General features: G+C 64.1%; 18 protein-coding genes. 10 read left to right on the top strand and 8 right to left on the bottom strand.

Features of this window, described 5'->3' with window-relative positions; translation table 11 throughout:
• Positions 1-82: 82 nt before the first annotated feature.
• The 7 genes from phnG (at position 83) to phnN (ending at position 5,558) form a co-directional block, all read left to right on the top strand.
• The gene (gene phnG / locus AADA15_RS07060) at positions 83-535 is read left to right on the top strand and encodes a phosphonate C-P lyase system protein PhnG (protein WP_341640836.1); all 453 of its coding nucleotides are present in this window, start codon (positions 83-85) and stop codon (positions 533-535) included.
• Complete coding sequence (phnH, locus tag AADA15_RS07055) at positions 535-1,119, top strand: phosphonate C-P lyase system protein PhnH (RefSeq protein ID WP_341640835.1); 585 nt, start codon at positions 535-537, stop codon at positions 1,117-1,119. The genes phnG and phnH overlap by 1 nt, the downstream gene beginning before the upstream one ends.
• 3 nt (positions 1,120-1,122) lie before the next feature.
• Positions 1,123-2,223 carry a carbon-phosphorus lyase complex subunit gene (locus AADA15_RS07050; protein WP_341640834.1) on the top strand — a complete coding sequence of 367 codons (1,101 nt, stop codon included), beginning with the start codon at positions 1,123-1,125 and terminating at the stop codon, positions 2,221-2,223.
• 456 nt (positions 2,224-2,679) lie between these two features.
• Positions 2,680-3,540 carry an alpha-D-ribose 1-methylphosphonate 5-phosphate C-P-lyase PhnJ gene (locus AADA15_RS07045; protein ID WP_274847812.1) on the top strand — a complete coding sequence of 287 codons (861 nt, stop codon included), beginning with the start codon at positions 2,680-2,682 and terminating at the stop codon, positions 3,538-3,540.
• Entirely contained in the window at positions 3,537-4,307 is a 771-nt protein-coding gene (gene phnK / locus AADA15_RS07040; RefSeq protein ID WP_192964531.1) for a phosphonate C-P lyase system protein PhnK, read from the top strand. Before AADA15_RS07045 ends, phnK begins: the two co-directional genes overlap by 4 nt.
• 10 nt (positions 4,308-4,317) lie before the next feature.
• Positions 4,318-5,001, top strand: a complete 684-nt coding sequence (phnL, locus tag AADA15_RS07035; RefSeq protein ID WP_341640833.1) for a phosphonate C-P lyase system protein PhnL — start codon at positions 4,318-4,320, stop codon at positions 4,999-5,001.
• Complete coding sequence (phnN, locus tag AADA15_RS07030) at positions 4,998-5,558, top strand: phosphonate metabolism protein/1,5-bisphosphokinase (PRPP-forming) PhnN (protein ID WP_341640832.1); 561 nt, start codon at positions 4,998-5,000, stop codon at positions 5,556-5,558. The genes phnL and phnN overlap by 4 nt, the downstream gene beginning before the upstream one ends.
• On the opposite strand, the gene AADA15_RS07025 is transcribed toward phnN, so the two are convergent.
• Positions 5,540-6,223 carry a DUF1045 domain-containing protein gene (locus AADA15_RS07025; protein ID WP_341640831.1) on the bottom strand — a complete coding sequence of 228 codons (684 nt, stop codon included), beginning with the start codon at positions 6,221-6,223 and terminating at the stop codon, positions 5,540-5,542. The genes phnN and AADA15_RS07025 overlap by 19 nt on opposite strands.
• Before the next feature lie 52 nt (positions 6,224-6,275).
• Here AADA15_RS07025 and AADA15_RS07020 point away from each other — a divergent pair, with 52 nt between their 5' ends.
• Both AADA15_RS07020 and AADA15_RS07015 read left to right on the top strand, forming a co-directional pair.
• Entirely contained in the window at positions 6,276-7,418 is a 1,143-nt protein-coding gene (locus AADA15_RS07020; RefSeq protein WP_341640830.1) for an alpha-D-ribose 1-methylphosphonate 5-triphosphate diphosphatase, read from the top strand.
• Positions 7,419-7,444: 26 nt separating this feature from the next.
• Positions 7,445-8,239, top strand: coding sequence for a phosphodiesterase (locus tag AADA15_RS07015; RefSeq protein ID WP_341640829.1), 795 nt, complete (start codon positions 7,445-7,447; stop codon positions 8,237-8,239).
• Between the two features lie 13 nt (positions 8,240-8,252).
• Here the strand turns inward: AADA15_RS07015 and AADA15_RS07010 are convergent, their stop codons facing one another.
• Genes AADA15_RS07010 through AADA15_RS06980 form a run of 7 tightly spaced genes read right to left on the bottom strand, consistent with a single transcriptional unit; the run spans position 8,253 to position 14,754 of the window.
• Positions 8,253-8,729 carry a class I SAM-dependent methyltransferase gene (locus AADA15_RS07010; protein ID WP_341640828.1) on the bottom strand — a complete coding sequence of 159 codons (477 nt, stop codon included), beginning with the start codon at positions 8,727-8,729 and terminating at the stop codon, positions 8,253-8,255.
• Complete coding sequence (locus AADA15_RS07005) at positions 8,730-9,488, bottom strand: polysaccharide deacetylase family protein (RefSeq protein WP_341640827.1); 759 nt, start codon at positions 9,486-9,488, stop codon at positions 8,730-8,732.
• Positions 9,485-10,621 (bottom strand): glycosyltransferase family protein, encoded by a 1,137-nt coding sequence (locus AADA15_RS07000; RefSeq protein WP_341640826.1) that lies wholly within the window; start codon positions 10,619-10,621, stop codon positions 9,485-9,487. The genes AADA15_RS07005 and AADA15_RS07000 overlap by 4 nt, the downstream gene beginning before the upstream one ends.
• A complete protein-coding gene (locus AADA15_RS06995) occupies positions 10,618-11,205 on the bottom strand; it encodes a histidine phosphatase family protein (protein ID WP_341640825.1) in 588 nt (195 codons plus the stop codon). The genes AADA15_RS07000 and AADA15_RS06995 overlap by 4 nt, the downstream gene beginning before the upstream one ends.
• Positions 11,202-12,290, bottom strand: coding sequence for a glycosyltransferase family 4 protein (locus AADA15_RS06990; protein WP_341640824.1), 1,089 nt, complete (start codon positions 12,288-12,290; stop codon positions 11,202-11,204). Before AADA15_RS06990 ends, AADA15_RS06995 begins: the two co-directional genes overlap by 4 nt.
• Positions 12,287-13,531: a glycosyltransferase gene (locus tag AADA15_RS06985; RefSeq protein WP_341640823.1), complete on the bottom strand. Its 1,245-nt coding sequence runs from the start codon at positions 13,529-13,531 to the stop codon at positions 12,287-12,289. The genes AADA15_RS06990 and AADA15_RS06985 overlap by 4 nt, the downstream gene beginning before the upstream one ends.
• Positions 13,528-14,754, bottom strand: coding sequence for a glycosyltransferase family protein (locus tag AADA15_RS06980; protein WP_341640822.1), 1,227 nt, complete (start codon positions 14,752-14,754; stop codon positions 13,528-13,530). Before AADA15_RS06980 ends, AADA15_RS06985 begins: the two co-directional genes overlap by 4 nt.
• Before the next feature lie 223 nt (positions 14,755-14,977).
• On the opposite strand from AADA15_RS06980, the gene AADA15_RS06975 reads away from it, so the two are divergent.
• Positions 14,978-17,371 carry a mechanosensitive ion channel family protein gene (locus AADA15_RS06975; RefSeq protein ID WP_341640821.1) on the top strand — a complete coding sequence of 798 codons (2,394 nt, stop codon included), beginning with the start codon at positions 14,978-14,980 and terminating at the stop codon, positions 17,369-17,371.
• Positions 17,372-17,447 lie beyond the last annotated feature (76 nt).

Raw genomic sequence — 17,447 nt, 5'->3', positions numbered from 1 at the left:
TTGCGCCGCCATGGGCGAGTCACCTATGATTTGTCTAGTTGTATAGTAAATGTAGACAACCCGGCCAAGAGGCTTTGACACGATGAACACCACTATTTCCGCAGAGGATCGCAAGGCCTGGATGGGCCTGCTTGCCTCTGCTGACGATTCCCGGCTTGCCGAACTTTGGCGCGCCTTTGATCATGAGCCAGCCTTCGACTGGCTGCGTGCGCCCGAGGCGGGCGGCGTCATGGTGCGCGGCCGCATGGGCGGCAGCGGCGCGCCCTTCAACCTCGGAGAGATGACCGTGACCCGCTGCGCCCTGTCGCTGGCCGATGGCACCGTCGGGCACGGCTATGTCCAGGGCCGCTCCAAGGCCAAGGCCGAAATGGCGGCCAAGATCGATGCCTTGATGCAGACCGGGGCGGCGGAGGCCCTGCGGGCCAAGGTCCTAGCGCCGCTTGAGCAAGAGCGCGCTGCTGCCAAAAAGGCGCGCGCGTCAAAGGCCGCTGCGACCAAGGTCGATTTTTTCACCATGGTCCGGGGAGAGGACTGATGAACCAGATGACGGACAACACGGTCTACGCGGGTGGGTTCGCCAATCCGCCAGTGGCTTCGGCCCATGCCTTTCGCGCGGCGATGAATGCCATGGCGCGCCCCGGCACGGTGCAAGAGATCACGGGCGGCACCCCGCCCAAAGGGATTTCTGAGGCGGCGGGCAGCCTGCTGCTGACCCTTTGCGATCCCGAAACAGGCGTCTTTCTGGCGCCGGATGTGGACAGCGGGGCCCTGCGGGGCTGGCTGACCTTTCATACTGGCGCGCCCCTTGTTGCGGCCGAAGAGGCGGATTTCGCGCTTGGTGGTTGGGAGGCCCTGATGCCACTTGACCGTTTCCCTATCGGGACGGCGGAATACCCGGACCGCTCGACCACCCTGATCGTCGAGGTCACGGGCTTTGAGGCCCCCAATGCCACCCTCAGTGGCCCCGGCATCAAAGACGCGGCGCGGATGGCGCTGCCGGATCCGGCGGCCTGTGCGGGCAATGCGATGCTCTACCCCCTGGGCGTCGATTTCTTTTTCACCTCTGGGTCCCAGGTGGCGGCGCTGCCGCGCTCGACCCAGATCCGTGCGGAGGTCTGAGGCATGTATGTTGCAGTAAAGGGCGGCGAGCGCGCCATTGACAACGCCCATGCCTGGCTGGCGGAGGAGCGTCGCGGCGCACCTTCGGTCGCCGAACTCTCCCTCGCGCAGATCCGCGAGCAGCTGGCGCTGGCGGTGAACCGGGTGATGGCCGAAGGTTCGCTCTTTGATCCCGATCTGGCGGCGCTGGCGATCAAACAGTCGCGCGGTGATCTGATCGAGGCGATTTTCCTGATCCGCGCCTATCGAACCACCCTGCCGCGGTTCGGCTATACGCTGCCGGTGGATACCGGCGCCATGGCCTGCGATCGGCGCATTTCAGCGACCTTCAAGGATGCGCCGGGTGGGCAGGTGCTGGGGCCGACGTTTGACTATACGCATCGCCTCTTGGACTTCAAACTGGCCGCTGAGGGCGAGGTGCCGGAAGCCCCCGCTGCAACGCCCCGGACCGAACCCACACCCCATATCACCGAGTTCCTGCAGGGCGAGGACATTATCGAGCGTGAGCCTGCTTCCGATGCTCAGCCCGGAGACCTCACGCGGGAGCCGATGGCGTTTCCGGCTGACCGATCGGTCAGGCTGCAGTCGCTGACACGCGGGGACGAAGGGTTCATCCTTGGCATGGCCTATTCCACCCAGCGTGGCTATGCACGCAACCACGCCTTTGTGGGCGAATTGCGCATCGGCACCGTGGCGGTTGAGATGGAGATCCCCGAGCTGGGCTTTGCCATCGAGATCGGCGAGGTGGAGCTGACCGAATGCGAGACGGTGAACCAGTTCAAGGGCTCCAAGACGGTGCCGCCGCAGTTCACCCGTGGCTATGGTCTGGTGTTCGGCCAGTCAGAGCGCAAGAGCATTGCCATGGCGCTGGTGGATCGCGCGCTGCGCTGGAAGGAGCTGGGCGAGGATAACTTCGGCGCCGCCGCGCAGGACGAGGAATTCGTCCTCAGCCACTCGGACAATATCCAGGCGACCGGGTTCCTCGAACATATCAAGCTGCCCCATTACGTCGATTTCCAGTCCGAGCTGGAACTGGTGCGCAAGCTGCGCCGCGAAGCCGCCGATGCGGCGGAGCAGGTGGCGGCCAAGGAGGCGGCGGAATGAGCTGCATGCAACACAGGGCAGTGCCCGACCTCGGGTGGGGGCGAAGCGCCCTCCCGGGGGGGAGGTCGGGCGCGGCCCGGCGATGCCGGCCCAAAATGAACAAGTTTGTTCCGGGGACGGTGCATTTAGGGCGCGGCTATTCAATCCCCTCCGCCGCCACCGCCGTCACCCCCGCCGCCATCAAAGCCACCGCCGCCAAAACCTCCGCCGCTGCCCCCGGTGCCGCTGCCGGAGCACCATGCACCTCCGGGAGAGTCCGGGTGGATGTCAGATCGGCACTCCCTTCCGCCATAGTCGATCCAGACCCAGGTTCCACCGTCATCCTGGCGAAGTGTCTTTCGTCTTTGGGAGGATCGTCGGAAAACCCAGATTCGGTGCGCCACAATCAGCGTCAACGCTATTCCAATGAAGATAAACCCGCCCATTCCGTAACTCCGTCAGAAAATGGAGAAAACCATGTCTGACTATAACTTTGCATACCTCGATGAGCAGACCAAGCGGATGATCCGCCGGGCGATCCTCAAAGGTCTGGCCGTGCCGGGCTATCAGGTGCCCTTTGCCAGCCGCGAAATGCCCATGCCCTATGGATGGGGCACCGGCGGGGTACAGGTCTCTGCCGCAACGCTGACGCCCGAGGATACCTTCAAGGTGATCGATCAGGGCGCCGATGACACCACCAACGCGGTTTCGATCCGCAAGTTCTTTGAACGCACCGCCGGGGTCGCCACCACCGAGGAAACCGAAAAGGCCAGCGTCATCCAGACCCGCCACCGCATCCCCGAGGCGGAGCTGACCGAAGATCAGATCCTCGTCTATCAGGTGCCAATCCCGGAACCGCTGCGCTTTCTTGAGCCGCGCGAGACCGAGACCCGCAAGATGCATGCCTTGCAGGAATATGGCCTAATGCATGTGAAGCTCTATGAGGACATCAGCCAGCACGGCGCCATCGCGACCTCTTATGCCTATCCGGTGAAGGTGTCGGATCGCTACGTGATGGATCCCTCGCCGATCCCCAAGTTCGACAACCCCAAGATGGAGATGGCGGCGATCCAGCTGTTCGGTGCAGGCCGGGAGCAGCGCATCTACGCGGTGCCGCCCTACACCAAGGTCGTGAGCCTCGATTTCGAGGATTATCCGTTCGAGGCCAGCAAGGCCGATCATCCGTGTGACCTTTGTGCCGCCGAAGACAGCTATCTGGATGAGGTGATCCTGGATGATGCGGGCAACCGGATGTTTGTCTGCTCGGACACCGATTATTGCCGTTCGCGGCGCGAGGCAGGCCATGTGGGCCGCCTGGGAGAGGAGGCCGCGGCATGACCCCTTTGCTGCAAGTGAAAGACGTCGCCAAGATGTATGGCGCGCGGATCGGCTGTACGGATGTCAGCTTTGACCTCTACCCCGGTGAGGTGATGGGCATTGTCGGCGAAAGCGGCTCGGGAAAATCCACGCTGCTGAATTGTCTGGCCGGACATCTGGCGCCGGATCGGGGCGAGGTGGTGTTTGATACCCGCGCCGACGGGCCGGTGGATACGGTCACCATGTCGGAACCTGCCCGCCGCATGCTGGGGCGCACCGACTGGGCCTTTGTGCACCAGCATGCCCGCGATGGCTTGCGCATGTCGGTCTCCGCCGGTGGCAACATCGGCGAGCGATTGATGGCCGTTGGTGATCGTCACTATGGCGACATTCGCGCCCGCGCCGCCGACTGGCTGGGCCGGGTCGAGATTTCAGATGCGCGCATCGACGACCGACCCTCGGCCTTTTCCGGCGGCATGCAGCAGCGGCTGCAGATCGCCCGCAACCTGGTGACCGGGCCTCGGCTTGTTTTCATGGACGAACCCACCGGGGGCCTTGATGTCTCGGTGCAGGCGCGGCTGCTGGATCTCTTGCGGGGCCTCGTGCGCGAGATGGGTCTCAGCGCCATTATCGTGACCCACGATTTGGCGGTGGTGCGGCTACTGGCCGACCGGCTGATGGTGATGAAGGACGGTCATGTGGTCGAAACCGGCCTGACGGATCAAGTGCTCGACGATCCGCAACATGGCTATACGCAGCTGCTGGTTTCCAGCGTGTTGCAGGTGTGAGGACAAAGTGATGATCGAACTCAACAACGTCAGCAAAAGCTTCACCCTGCACAATCAGGGCAGCGCGGTGATCCCGGTGATGGAGCGCGCAACGCTCTCGGTCAAACCCGGCGAATGCGTGGGGCTGGTGGGGGCTTCGGGCGCCGGGAAATCGACCCTGATGCGGCTCATCTACGGCAACTACCTCGCCGCCTCTGGCAGCATTCTGGTGGGCGACACAGATGTGGCCAAGGCCGAGCCGCGCGAGATCCTTGAGCTGCGCCGCAAGACGCTGGGCTATGTCAGCCAGTTCCTGCGGGTGGTGCCGCGTGTGCCTGCGCTCGATGTGGTGGCTGATCCGCTGTTGGCGGTAGGCACCCCGATCGAGGACGCGCGCGAAAAGGCGGCGACCCTGCTGGCGGGACTGAATATCCCCGAACGGCTCTGGAGCCTCAGCCCCACGACGTTCTCCGGCGGGGAGCAGCAGCGCGTGAATATCGCACGCGGCTTTGCCTATGACTATCCGGCGCTTCTGCTGGATGAGCCCACGGCGAGCCTTGATGCGCAGAACCGCGCCACCGTGCTGGGGCTGATCGAAGGCGCCAAGGCGCGCGGCGCAGCCATCATCGGCATTTTCCACGATGAGGCGGCTCGCGATCAGGTCTGCGACCGGTTCATCGATGTCTCGGCCTATGCGCCGCAGGCGGCTGCATGACGGAGCGACCGCAAAAAGGGCCGGTGATTGCCGTCGTCGGCCCGTCGGGTGTGGGCAAGGACAGCCTGATGGAGGGACTGCGGCAGGCCGATCCCGGAGTGAAGCTGATGCGCCGCGTGATCACCCGCGCCCCCGAGGCCGGCGGTGAGGATTACACCCCCGTTACCGAAGCCGCGTTTCTTGATCTGGCAGGCAAGGGCGCCTTTGCCCTGCACTGGCCTGCCCATGGGCTGCACTATGGTATTCCAAGAGAGATCGAGAGCCTGCGTACCGGGGCAACTGCGGTTCTGGTCAACCTGTCGCGCGGGGTGCTGTTGGAGGCGCAGGATGCCTTTGACGATTTTCGCGTGCTCTCGGTCACCGCCCGCCCCGAGGTGCTCGCCGCCCGTCTGGCGGCGCGCGGGCGCGAGGATGCCGCCGAGGTGAAGCGCCGACTTGCCCGCGCGGGCAAGCCTTTGCCTGCGGGGCTGGCCAAGGTGCACGAGATCGACAACAGCGGCGATCTGGGCGCGGCGGTCATGGTCGCGCGCGCCGCGCTTCAGCCCGTGAGGGTGTAGCGGTGGATCAGGTGAAAGCGCCCCTCGGCATCCTCCCCCATCAGCGCCAGATCGGTGATGGTAAAGGGCGCGGGCAGCAGCGGGATCAGATGCGACTGCAAGGCAGCCTCGACGCCGGGCAGGTCAGGTTTCGGCAGCTTGCCGGTCAGGGTGATGTGAAAGCGGAACTGATCAAGCACGTAAGGGTAGCCCCAGGTTACAAGGTTCTTGTCCTGCTCGGGGCTGAGACCCGCGCCGCGGCGGCGGGCAAGTTCCGCCTCGGGCGCGGGGGCGCGAAAGGCGTCCAGTTCCGTCACGCAGGCGGCGGCCAGCGCATTGAGGGCGCTTTCATCGCCTACCGGGCGCAGCGCCAGGAAGCGGCCCAGCCGCGCCAGTTGCAACCGCTCCAGTGTCACCGGCGCCTGAGTGGCGGCGAGCGCGGCGCAGGCGGCTTCAAGGTCTGCCTGGGAATATCCCTCTGCCAGACGCATGGGTGGTTTCATGGTCGCATGCAGCCCGTATTTGCGCGGCGTTGCGGTGATCGCCGCAACGTCCAGCCCCGGCACATCGGGGTGCGTAACCTCGGCCCCGGTCTCCATATCCCAGCCCAGCCAGCTGGCTCCGAACCGGCTCCATTCCGCCGCACGGGGCGGCGCAAAATAGATCGCGTATCGCGTAAATGTCACATTGGCCTCCTAAACGTGGCCTTTCCAATACCTCGAAAGATGTGAAATCCAGATGACACAAGAGATGATCCTTGCCAATGCCACCCTTGTCCTGCCCGGTGAAACCCGCACCGGCAGCCTCAGGATCAAGGACGGAAAGATCACGGATATGGCCGAGGGTGCGGGCGTGCCCGCCGGTGCGGTGGATTGCGGCGGTGATTTCGTCAGCCCCGGCCTGATCGAGCTGCACACCGACAATCTGGAACGTCACATCCAGCCCCGCCCCAAGGTGGACTGGCCCCATGCCGCCGCGATCATCGCCCATGACGCCGAGCTGGCGGGCACCGGGATCACCACAGTTTTCGATGCAATGCGGGTGGGGTCGATCAAGGCCAAGGAAGCGCGATACGGTCAATACGCCCGCAGCCTTGCCAGTGAGCTCTTGGAACTGCGCGCCAAGGATGCCCTGAAGATCAGCCACTTCCTGCACCTGCGGGCGGAGGTCTGCTCGGAAACCCTGGTGGAGGAGCTGGATGAGTTCGGAGATGAAGATCGCGTCGGTCTGGTCTCGCTGATGGACCACACGCCGGGGCAGCGACAGTTCCGCGATATTTCCAAGCTCGAGGCCTATGTGAAGGGCAAGCACGGCTTCGATGATGATGCCTTCCTGCAGCATATCGCGAACCTCAAGACCATGCGCGACACCTATGGCGACCTGCACGAGGTGGAGGCGGTGAAGGCGGCGAAGCGGTTTGGCGCGGTGCTGGCCAGCCATGATGACACCACCGAGGATCAGGTCGCTGTCTCTGCCGGTCACGGCATCCGGCTGGCCGAGTTCCCCACCACGGTCGAAGCCGCCCGCGCCTGCCATGCCCATGACATTCAGGTGATGATGGGCGCGCCGAACCTGATCCGGGGCGGTTCGCACTCGGGCAATGTGGCCGCGCAGGAGCTGGCCGAGCTGGACCTTCTGGATATCGTCTCCTCCGACTACGTGCCTGCGGCGCTGCTCCTCGCAGCGGCACGGCTGGGAGAGATCTGGGACGATATGGCGCGTGGCATCGCCACCGTGACCAGCGCTCCGGCGCGCGCGGTGGGCCTTGAGGATCGCGGGCGGCTGGAGGTCGGCAAACGCGCGGACCTGATCCGTTTCGCCATGCGCGCCGGTGTGCCCGCCCTGCAGGGTGTTTATTCTCGTGGAGTGCGGGTCGCCTGAACAAAACCAGCATAAAAGGACGCGACATGAAAAAGATCGCTTGGATTTCAGATCTCCATTTCGTGGCCGAAGGCGCGCCGCTTGGCCATGATCCGCGCCAGCGGCTAGAGGCTGCCATAGCCCATATCAACGCCCATCACGAGGATGCGGCGTGCTGCGTTATCTCGGGCGATCTGGTGAATGATCCGGGCCTTGCGAACTACGCTGCCTTGCGCCCGCTTCTGGACCGGCTTGCCATGCCCTGGTTCCCGATGATGGGAAACCACGATGATCGCGTGCTCTTGCGCCAGATCCTGCCTGTGCCGGACAGTTGCATGGAGGATTTCATACAGTATGCCGTGCCCCTGAACGGAGCCACGGTGCTGGCTCTGGATACCTATAAGTCTGCTTCGAGCGGCGGAGAATTCTGTGCTGCGCGTCGGCAGTGGCTGGAAAACCAGCTGCAACACGCCGGGGATCAACCGGTCATCCTCTTTCTGCACCACCCGCCGATGACCCTTGGCCTGCCGATGATGGACGAGATCAAGATGTACGACGGCGACAGCTTTCTTGATCTTGTGAGCAGGCACGCGTCGGGGCCGGTACAGCTGTGCATCGGGCATGTGCATCGCAGCGTGAGCGGCGTGGCGGCAGGACTGCCCTTTGCCACTCTGCGATCCGTCCTGTTTCAGGCACCGCCGCCCGTGCCCGCCTGGGATTGGGACAGTTTCAGCCCTGCGCCGGAGGATCCCGGTCTGGGCGTCGTCCTGATCGACGGATCTCAGATCACGATCCAGAACGAGATCTTCTGCCCCTATGAGCTGGGCACAGAGGGCAGCTGAGGCGTCTCTGCCTTCAGGCGCGGTAGAACATGTAGCGCCCCTCGGGGATGCCGTCAGGGCCGCCCAGCTCTTCAAAACCGACCAAAGGCTGGCCCGAAACAACAATGCCACCCGGTGCCATGACGGAGGCGATCACCGGCGACATGGCGGCAGCTTCGGCCACGTCCTGTTCCTTGACCCCAAAGCCGAAATCATAGTGGGCCAGAACGATCCTGTGGCCCTCAGTGGCGAGCCGCTGCAGCATGGGTTCCGCTTCGCCTTGCAGGAAATCCTCTTCGGGTGGCACGCAGGAGGGGTGACATTGCAGCACCCGGTCGATCACCCAGATTCGCCGCTCCGGCAGGATCTCGCGCAGGTGGTCATAGGTGCGCCCGTTGCCAAGCCCCATGTCCAGTGCGTCACCGGGAATCCCTGCGATCTGCTTTGCGGCCCAGTTCAGCCCGTCGCGCTGGGCGGTCAGGCGGCGCAGCATTGAATCCAGTCGGCTCATTCACGAATTCCTTTCGTCATAGGTCCAGGGCACGGCAGGGCCGGCTAGAAGGCGCGAAATCAGCGCCTCGGTGAAATCCCAGATCGCCGCGTCATGCACAAGGTGATGGGTAAGGATGCCATAGGGTTCGCGCATGTCCGCGCGGCCTTTTCTGCGATCCTTCAACTGCTCTGCCACCTGCGCGATCAGCCGTTCCGCCGGGGCCAAGGAGCGGCTGCCCTTCCAGTCGATCGGATCAAGATGCGTGTTGATCTGCACAAGACCCGGCGCGACCTTGCCTTGGCGGCGCGGGGTGAAGGTCGAAAGCGCGCTATAGCCCAGCCCTGCCATCCAGGGCAGCATGTCCGGCGCGATGCGGTTCCAGGGCGGCACGAACATCGGGCGCAGGGCGGAGCCGAACAGCGTCTTGAGCCGCTGCAATCCGGCTTCGGCGTCCTCCAGACGGTCATCCACCGGGCGATGGGCGCCGAACTCGGCTTTCTTCTCCTCCGCCGGGGCGTGGCTCTGGTGCGCCCAGCCGTGTACCACGGGAATGAGGTGCGGCGCGCCTTTCAGGTGATCGGCCAGGTTCTGCTGCGCCTCTTTCGGGATGACGGCGAGATGCACGGGCAGACCCAGCCTGGTGGAAAGATCCGCCAGTTGATCCAGTTGAGGCGTGACCTGAACCGCATCGTCGTCGCGCCACCAAAGGGGAAGTCTCAGCCGGGACTTTTGCCAGGCGGCCAGCTCCCGGTCGAGGGCGCTCCAGTCTGCCGTCATTTACGTTTCTCCGCCAGTTCGACGGCAATCTCTACCGTTCTGGCGGCGCCGTCAAACCGGAAGCTGTCCGTTGCGCGCATGGGCTCTGTCATCACGGAGCGCACGGCGCGTGCCAGCCTTTCGGGCGAAAGGTCAGCGGTCTTCAGAACCTCGATCCCGTTCAGTGGCGCAAGGCTCCGGGCGCGCAGGGATTGCTCCACCTCCTTGCCTGCATCAAACGGCACCAGAACCGCCGGGGTGCCCGCCTGCAACAGATCCAGCGCGGTGTTGTAGCCGCACATGCTGACCGAGGCGGCGGCATGGCGCAGCATCTGCCTGAAATCCGGACGCGCGGCTTCGATCACGGCGGGCGAGCCCGCGGCCTCAAACCGAGCGATCCGATCTGCCGCGTCGCTGCCCCCGATCAAGAGCCGCCACCGCGTGCCAGGCGTCAGCCGGGCGGCCTCCAGCGCTGTCTCATACAGTGTGTCGCCTACGCTGCCGCCGCCCGCGCTGACCAGAACCTCGCCCGCGCCGACCTTTTCGGGATGCGGCGTAGCCGCAGGGGGGGCCACGTAGCCAGTGTAGCGCAGCTTACCCGACAGCATCTCGGAGACCGGCCAGCTGATGTCCAGGCGGGTTGCAGCAGGGTCTGAATGCACCAGAACGGCGTCATAGAATTCACCGATCACAGCGTCCGCCTCGACCGCTTTCCTGGGCTTTGAAGGCGGCGCAAGGATATCGCGGATTGACGCAAGGACGACCGGCCTGCGTGGCAGGGCATGGGCGGCCTGCAAAAGCGCCAGGAACTCGGCTTTGAGGCTGCGACGTCCAAAGGGGTACAGCTCGGTGATCAGAACGTCGGGCTGCATGTCCGTCATTGCGCCGTGCAAGGCGTCTTGCCGGGCGGCATGATAGGCATCATCCGCCACTGTTCCGTGCGGCGTCAGCAGCCGAGTGAAATCTACCCCATCAGATCGCAAAGCTGGGAGTTGCACCAGCTCGACCCCATCGTGCCGTAATTGCGGGGCAGGAAAGCCGCCCGAAGCCACGCAGACCTCGTGACCTGCCTCTACAAAGGCTCGGCCCAGCGTCAGTGCCCGTGACAGGTGCCCGGTGCCCAAGAGGTGTGTAACGGCGATCAGGACCTTCATGCCGCCTCCTTGGGGATCAGGCGGATCGGGTCCGGCAGAGGCGTCAGGGCGCCCTTGTCGATCTCGACCACGAACAACCGGTTGCGTTTGATCCTGAATGGTGCGGGGCCATCGAAATCCCAGCCATGGGCGCGGGCGAGGATCATCCGCATGATCCCGATATGGCAGACGGCAACCGTGTCTCGTGTGAGACGATCAATCCAGGGCGCGATACGCGCCCAGACCTCGGCCGGGCTTTCGCCGCCGGGAGGACGGTAATCCCAACCCCAGTGTTCGATGTCGCGAAAGCCGCTGGCTGGGTCCGCCTTCAGATCGAGACCCTGCAGACCTTCCCAGTCGCCCCAGTTCATTTCTGTCAGCTCGGGCGCGGTTTGGGGTTCATGCCCGGCCACCAGCCGCGCGGTTTCCGCGGCTCTCAACAGGGGGCTCGACCAAAGATCGGCCGCGTCCCAGGGTGCGGGCAGGGCCTGAGCGGCAAGCTCATGGCGGGCGGTGTCATCCAGAGGTATGTCGCTGCGCCCCTGGATGCGGCCGGCGCGGTTCCAGTCGGTATGACCGTGACGCAAAAGGGCAAGACGGATCATGAGCGGCCCTCCAGAAGCGGTGCCACGGCAGCCCAGAACCGGGCGGTGGCGGCAGGTGCAAGGTGGTTGGCGGCGATCATCCGCCGGGCTTCGGCGCTGCGCCGGGCACGAAGATCAGGATCGGCCAGAAGGGTCTGGATCTGCCCTGCCAGCGCTTCCGCCCCGTGTTCCGGTGTGGGGTACCGGGCGGAGGTCAGAACGTCGCGCATGCCGGGACGATCCTGCGCCACCACAGGCAGACCGTGGGCCTGTGCCTCAAGATAGGCCATGCCAAAGGCCTCGTTCACGCCGGGCCAGAGAAACAGGTCGGCGCGGGTGTAGGCGGCGCTCAGACCCTGCCGGTCCAATTGGCCGAGAAAGCGCACGCGCCCCCGGAACGGTGCCATCATGGCTTCGACTTCGGCGCGGGCGGGGCCATCGCCCGCGATTTCAAGCTGCCAGTCGCCCTCAAGATGCGCGAGGGTTTCCGCGACGATGCGGTAGGAGGCCAGCTTATCGCCCGCGCGCATCATGCCGACGCTGAGCATCGGACCTGCCAGCGAGGAGGCATCGGGCAGGTCAGGCAGAGGCAGAAAAGGGGGCAGGTGCACCAGGTTCTGCATCCCGAAGCGTTCCCGTTCCAGCGTGATGAGGTCATTGGCCGTAAAATAGAAGATGACATCGGCGGCATCGGCGGCGTCATGGGCCGATTGGGCAAAGCCCGCCCAGGGGCCAGTGAGGCGGCTCATGGCGCGGGTGCTTTCGATCTGCACATAGGGGATGGCGCGCGCACGGGCGACTTCGGGACCAATCAGGTCGGGGGCCTTGTAGTAGTTGTGATAGGTAACCCACAGATCCACTGGCGGCATCTCGGCCAGCAGGCGCTGGACCTCCTGCCGGGCCGCAGCGCGCAGCGCGTTCTGCCGGTCGGCATCGCCCGCCTTGTCATAAATGCGCAGCTCGCTGACCAGATCGACCTTCGCGCCGCCTGCCGCGATCACATCCATCAGGTTGCGCGCGATTTCCCGGTCGCCCGAAGGCACCGGACTGTGCGGCGATTTCATCGGCGCATAGAATGCGATGCGTTTGCCGCTGCTGCCGGTCATGCGCCGTTCAGCATGGAGGTGAGCCGCTCGGACAGGCGCGCAATGCCGGGATCCATGCCGAAATCCCGGCGCAGGCGCGTTAGCGCGGCCTCTGCCATGGTGGCGGATTTATCGGGGTCATTCGCAAGCGCGCAGATCGCGGCTGCCAGCGCCTCGGGGGCATCCTCGCTGAGCAGCCCGTGCGTGCCGCTGTCTATGAATTCGGGAATGGCCGAGACGGGCGTCGAGAGGATCGGCAGGCGCTGGGAGGCGGCCTCCATCAGCACATTGGGCAGCCCGTCGCGGTCGCCATCGGCGGCAACACGGCTGGGCAGGACGAAGATGTCGCTGTGGCGCATGGCTTCGATCACCTCGGGCTGATCGCAGGCGCCGCGCCAGGTGATGCGATCCGCAATGCCCGCATCCTCGGCCATGCCCTGGAGAAGATCACCCAGACCGCCGCCACCGATATGGGTCCAGTGCCAGTCAAGGTCCTGTGGCAGCAGCGCCAGCGCGGAGATCAGACGGTCAAAGCCCTTCTTTTCCACCAGTCGTCCAACGGACATGAGGCGCAGGGGATCGCCTGCCTTGCGTGGGGTGCGCTCGGGCGGTGCGGGAAACCGGCTGAGGTCGAGACCGTGGTAGATCAGATCGATGCGCGCCGGATCATCCGACATCTCGCGCAGGTGCTTTGCGCCAAAGGCGGTGCAGGTGGCGCCAAAGGCGGCGCCGTGATCGACGGATGAGAGCTTTTCGCGGATTTCCCAGTCGGGGGAGGTCCAGATGTCCTTTGCATGTGCGGAAAAGCTCCACGGCAGGCCGCGCATGATGGCCGCGTAACGCGCCACTGACGATGGCGTGTGCAGGAAATGCGCATAGAGCCCAAGGACGGCATCCGGCATTTCAGCGGCCAGAACGCAGGCCTGGCCGAACCTGCGGATGCGGTTGCGGCTGGGATCGCGGCGCAGATCCGCGCGCCAGATCCGCCCGGCCTCGGCATATCCCGGCAGCCTCCGAGCAATCTCGCGGGCCTGCCAGACGCGCTCCGGTTCCTGATACAGATACTCGGGCAGGTAGTTGACCTGAGCCTTCAGGCGCTCGTGCAGGGGGTGGCGTTTCACATCCGTCGGATGACGCAGGGACCAAATCTCAAACGCATGACCGGCGGCTTCCAGCGCTACCAGTTCCTGCGCGATGAAGGTCTCGGACAGGCGTGGCCAGCCCTTGACCAGAACCGCAAGCGGCGGGCGGGCGGTGTTCATTCGGCGGCCTTTCGCGGTACGGTCTCGAGCAGCGCGCTAACCCGTTGGGTGACATAGTCCAGCCCGTCCAGAAAGCCCGGGCCGAAGGCCGCCGAGGGGCAGGGCTGCTCTTTCAGGGCACGGATGGCGCGGATCATGGCTTCGGGGGTCCAGCCGTCGCGGTTTTCGTCCAGCATGGCGACAAGGCCCAGCTCTTCGGCCCGACTGGCGCGGATCCACTGTTCGAGGCGCGGAGTGGTGCGCGGCACGATCACGGCCGGTTTGTCGAATGACAGGACTTCGCAGAAGGTATTGTAGCCGCCCATGCAGACAACGCCGCAGGCCCCTGCAAACAGCGTTTCGATCCGGCTTTCGAAGCCCACCGAGGTCACGCGGCCATTAAGGGCGGCCACGCGGGCCTCGAAGGCTTCGCGTGTCTCGCCGGACAGGAAAGGGCCATAGACCAGGAGGGCGCGCGGATTGAGGTCCGGGTCCCGCTCATAGGCGGATAGAACGAGGTCGACCATCATCGCGCCATCGCCGCCGCCGCCGGGTGTGATCAGAACATAAGGCTGTTCCGGCGGCGGACCGATCTCGCCGAGGTCACGGCGCAGATAGCCGGTCCAGTGCATGCGGGCGCGGGCGTCTTCGGACAGATCCAACCCCTGTGTGGGATCATAAATCGAGCGCAACCCATAGACCCAGATTTCATCATAGTAGTCCTCGGTCACCGGAACGGCATTCTTGCGCTCCCATTCGGCAGACAGCACCTCGGGCTCGTCCAGCACATCACGAAGGCCCAGGACCAGCTTGCATCGGCCTCGGCTGCGCAGGCAGTCCAGCGCAGGCATCAACTCTCCGCGAAAGCCCGTCGGCTCTTTATCAACGATCAGCACATCGGGATCATACTGCTGCGCCATTGAGCGGATCAGCCCCGAGCGCAGCTCGGTGGTTTCCTCGATGCTCATGCCCATGGTGCGCGAGGCATAGCTGCCGTCGCTGCGCTTGATCACGCCGGGCAGGCGCATGTGATCGACCCGGCTGGGAAAGGCAAAGCGCCCTGCCACGGGCGATCCGGTCAGGATCAGCGCCGAAGCTGAGGGATCAGCGGCCGTGATCGCACCGGCAAGCGCCCGCGAGCGGCGCAGATGCCCCAGCCCGAAGGTGTCATGGCTGTAAAGCATGACACGCGGGCCACGAGTGCCGCTGCCCCTGTCGGGCGTAGAGCTGGTCTGGTCTTTCATCGGGTCGCCCAAAACAGGTGGATCAAGGGGGTGGTGCAATAGCCAGACGCTGAAATCAAGGGCGATTGGTCTATATGGTCCCGTTTGGGGAGAAAATGACATGCACCGGCGGGGGAGTCACCGGCGGGGCCATAAAACTCTGCGGCAGTGTTGCGCGCGGGCAATTGCGCCTTTGATGGCGGCTCACTAACCTGCAAGGCAGCTTTACGAGGGTCTCCACATCATGATTTTGCGCGCCGTTCGCCGGTTTGGCCGAGTTTTCCCTGCCTTGCTTTTTTTGTTCGCGATCCTGGCCTTTGCGCCTGGCGGCTCTCAGGCACAAACGCTGCTCTATGGACAGGCAAGCGCCCAGACGAGCGCCAAAACAGATACAGAAGAGGCCAAGGATCCCTTTGCGCGCGCCATAGAGCTGGCCGCCGAAAAAGGGGTCGGTGTGATCATTGTCGATGGCAGCGGTGCCCATCTGGCGGCAGATGGCGCCACAGATGAGGACGGCGCCAAATCCGACAAGATGGAAGGGGCCTCGATGCTGATGAAGGCCCAGTCCGAAATGGATATCTTCCGTGACGAGCTGCGCAGTCGGCTGGAGGCGCTGCCCTACTCGATCTTCGAGATGAAATACATCCTGCGTCAGACCAGTCCGGACGGTCGGATCATGACCTATGTGGAGCTGCTGTTCTGGAGCCTTCTGTTCCTTCTCATCGGACGCTGGCTCGCCGGAGAGGTCTATGGCAAGAGATTTGCCCGTCAGTTCGTGGAGGCCCGCTCCAAGGAGCAGCCCGAGGGCTACAAGGAAAAGATGCCCTTCCTGGTCTTTCGCTTCCTGCTTGGTGTTGGTGGAACGATCTTTGCGATGGTGGTGGCTCTTTTGGCCTCATACCTGATCTTCGGCGCCTCGGGGGATACCTCGATCCGGTTCACCGTTCTGGCCATCTATACAACCTTCTTCCTGTCACGGACGATTTCGGATCTCTGGCGCATGGTGCTGTCGCCCTACCTGAGCCAGTACCGGATTCCGGTGTTTTCCGACCGGGATGCAAAGCGGCTCTATATCTGGGCCTCGGTGCTGGCGACCTATGACATTGCGACCCTCGTCTTTGCCTCTTGGGTCGGAGATTTTGGCCTCAACTACAACGTCTATGCGGTTGTCTACGGCGGGCTTGCGCTGTTGGGCGTGATCGGAAATCTGGCGCTGGTGGCCTTTAACGCCCGCGCCATCACCGGTGCGATCCGCGCAGGCTGCCCGCCGGAAGAGTGTTCCTGGCTGCTGAGGGTCCTGTCGGTGGCTTGGGCGCCGGCGGTGGCGGCCTATATCGTCTTTGGCTGGCTGCAGCTGGCCTTTGATCTCGTGCTGGAGCGCGACATGTCCATTCCGCTCATGATGGGCACCTATCTGGTGCTGACCTCGATCCTGGTGGTCTATGGTGTCATCAACTACGGCATCGAGGTATATGCAGGCAGGCGGCGTCTGCCTCGACAATCCAATGGTGAGGATGGGGACGAGACGGAGGCCGAGGGGCAGGACGACGCCGAGGAGATCGCCGCCCCCCTGCGTCAGCACCACCCCATTGCCACCTTCGAAGATCTTGCGCGCCGGGTTGCCGGGATCCTGGCCTTCGTGATGGGGGCGGTGGCGCTGTTCTACGTCTGGAACCCGGATCTCGACTGGATCGAGGGGTCGGCTATCGACCGGTTTTACGATGTCGTGGTGATCCTGTTCATCGGCTATATCGTCTACAACGTTGCGCGCATCTGGATCGATGGGAAAATCGACGAGGAGGTCGGCGATCAGCCCGACACCGAGCTGGGCGATGAGGGTGGCGCCGGCGGCGCCAGTCGTCTGGCGACCCTGTTGCCGCTGTTCCGCGGCGCCATCCTGGCCGTGGTTCTGGTGTCCATCATCCTGATCGTGTTGCTGGAACTCGGCATCAACGTCAGCCCCCTGTTCGCCGGCGCCGGTGTGGTAGGCCTTGCCGTTGGTTTCGGCTCGCAGACTCTGGTGCGCGATATCTTTTCCGGCGCCTTCTTTCTTGTCGATGACGCCTTCCGCAAGGGCGAGTATATCGACATCGGCGATGTGAAGGGCACGGTTGAGAAGATCTCGGTCCGTTCGTTCCAGCTGCGCCATCACCTGGGCGCGCTGCACACCATTCCCTTTGGCGAAATCCGGGTGCTCACCAACTATTCGCGCGACTGGGTGATGATGAAACTGCCCCTGCGCGTGACCTATGACACCGATGTCGAAAAGGTGCGCAAGCTGATCAAGAAACTGGGGCAGGAGCTGCTGAGCGATCCGGTGATCGGCGACAATTTCATCCAGCCGCTGAAGTCGCAGGGCGTGATCGAGATGCAGGATTCAGCGATGATCATCCGGGTCAAGTTCATGACCAAACCCGGCGATCAATGGCTGGTGCGCAAGAAGGTCTACGAGGAAATCCGCCAGCTGTTCGAACGCGAAGGCATCAAGTTCGCGCACCGTGAAGTGACGGTGCGACTGGCGGAGGATCAGGCTGACAACATGACGCCACAGAAAAAGGAAGCGGTGGCAGGGGCGGTGCAGGCTGCCATAGATGAGGATCAGCTGGACGTGAACGGGGGCCCAGGCGACGACCGTTAAGCGCAGAGGGGGCGTTCGTGGCAGTTGAGAGCGGGCGCACTCCCAACCCCAAGCGGACCGCACAAGCGCGCTCCGC

The sequence above is a fragment of the Phycobacter sedimenti genome (genome assembly GCF_038148855.1).
Lineage (GTDB): Bacteria > Pseudomonadota > Alphaproteobacteria > Rhodobacterales > Rhodobacteraceae > Phycobacter > Phycobacter sedimenti.
Note: the sequence above shows the minus strand (reverse complement) of the source record. Positions and strands in the feature narration are given on the sequence as shown.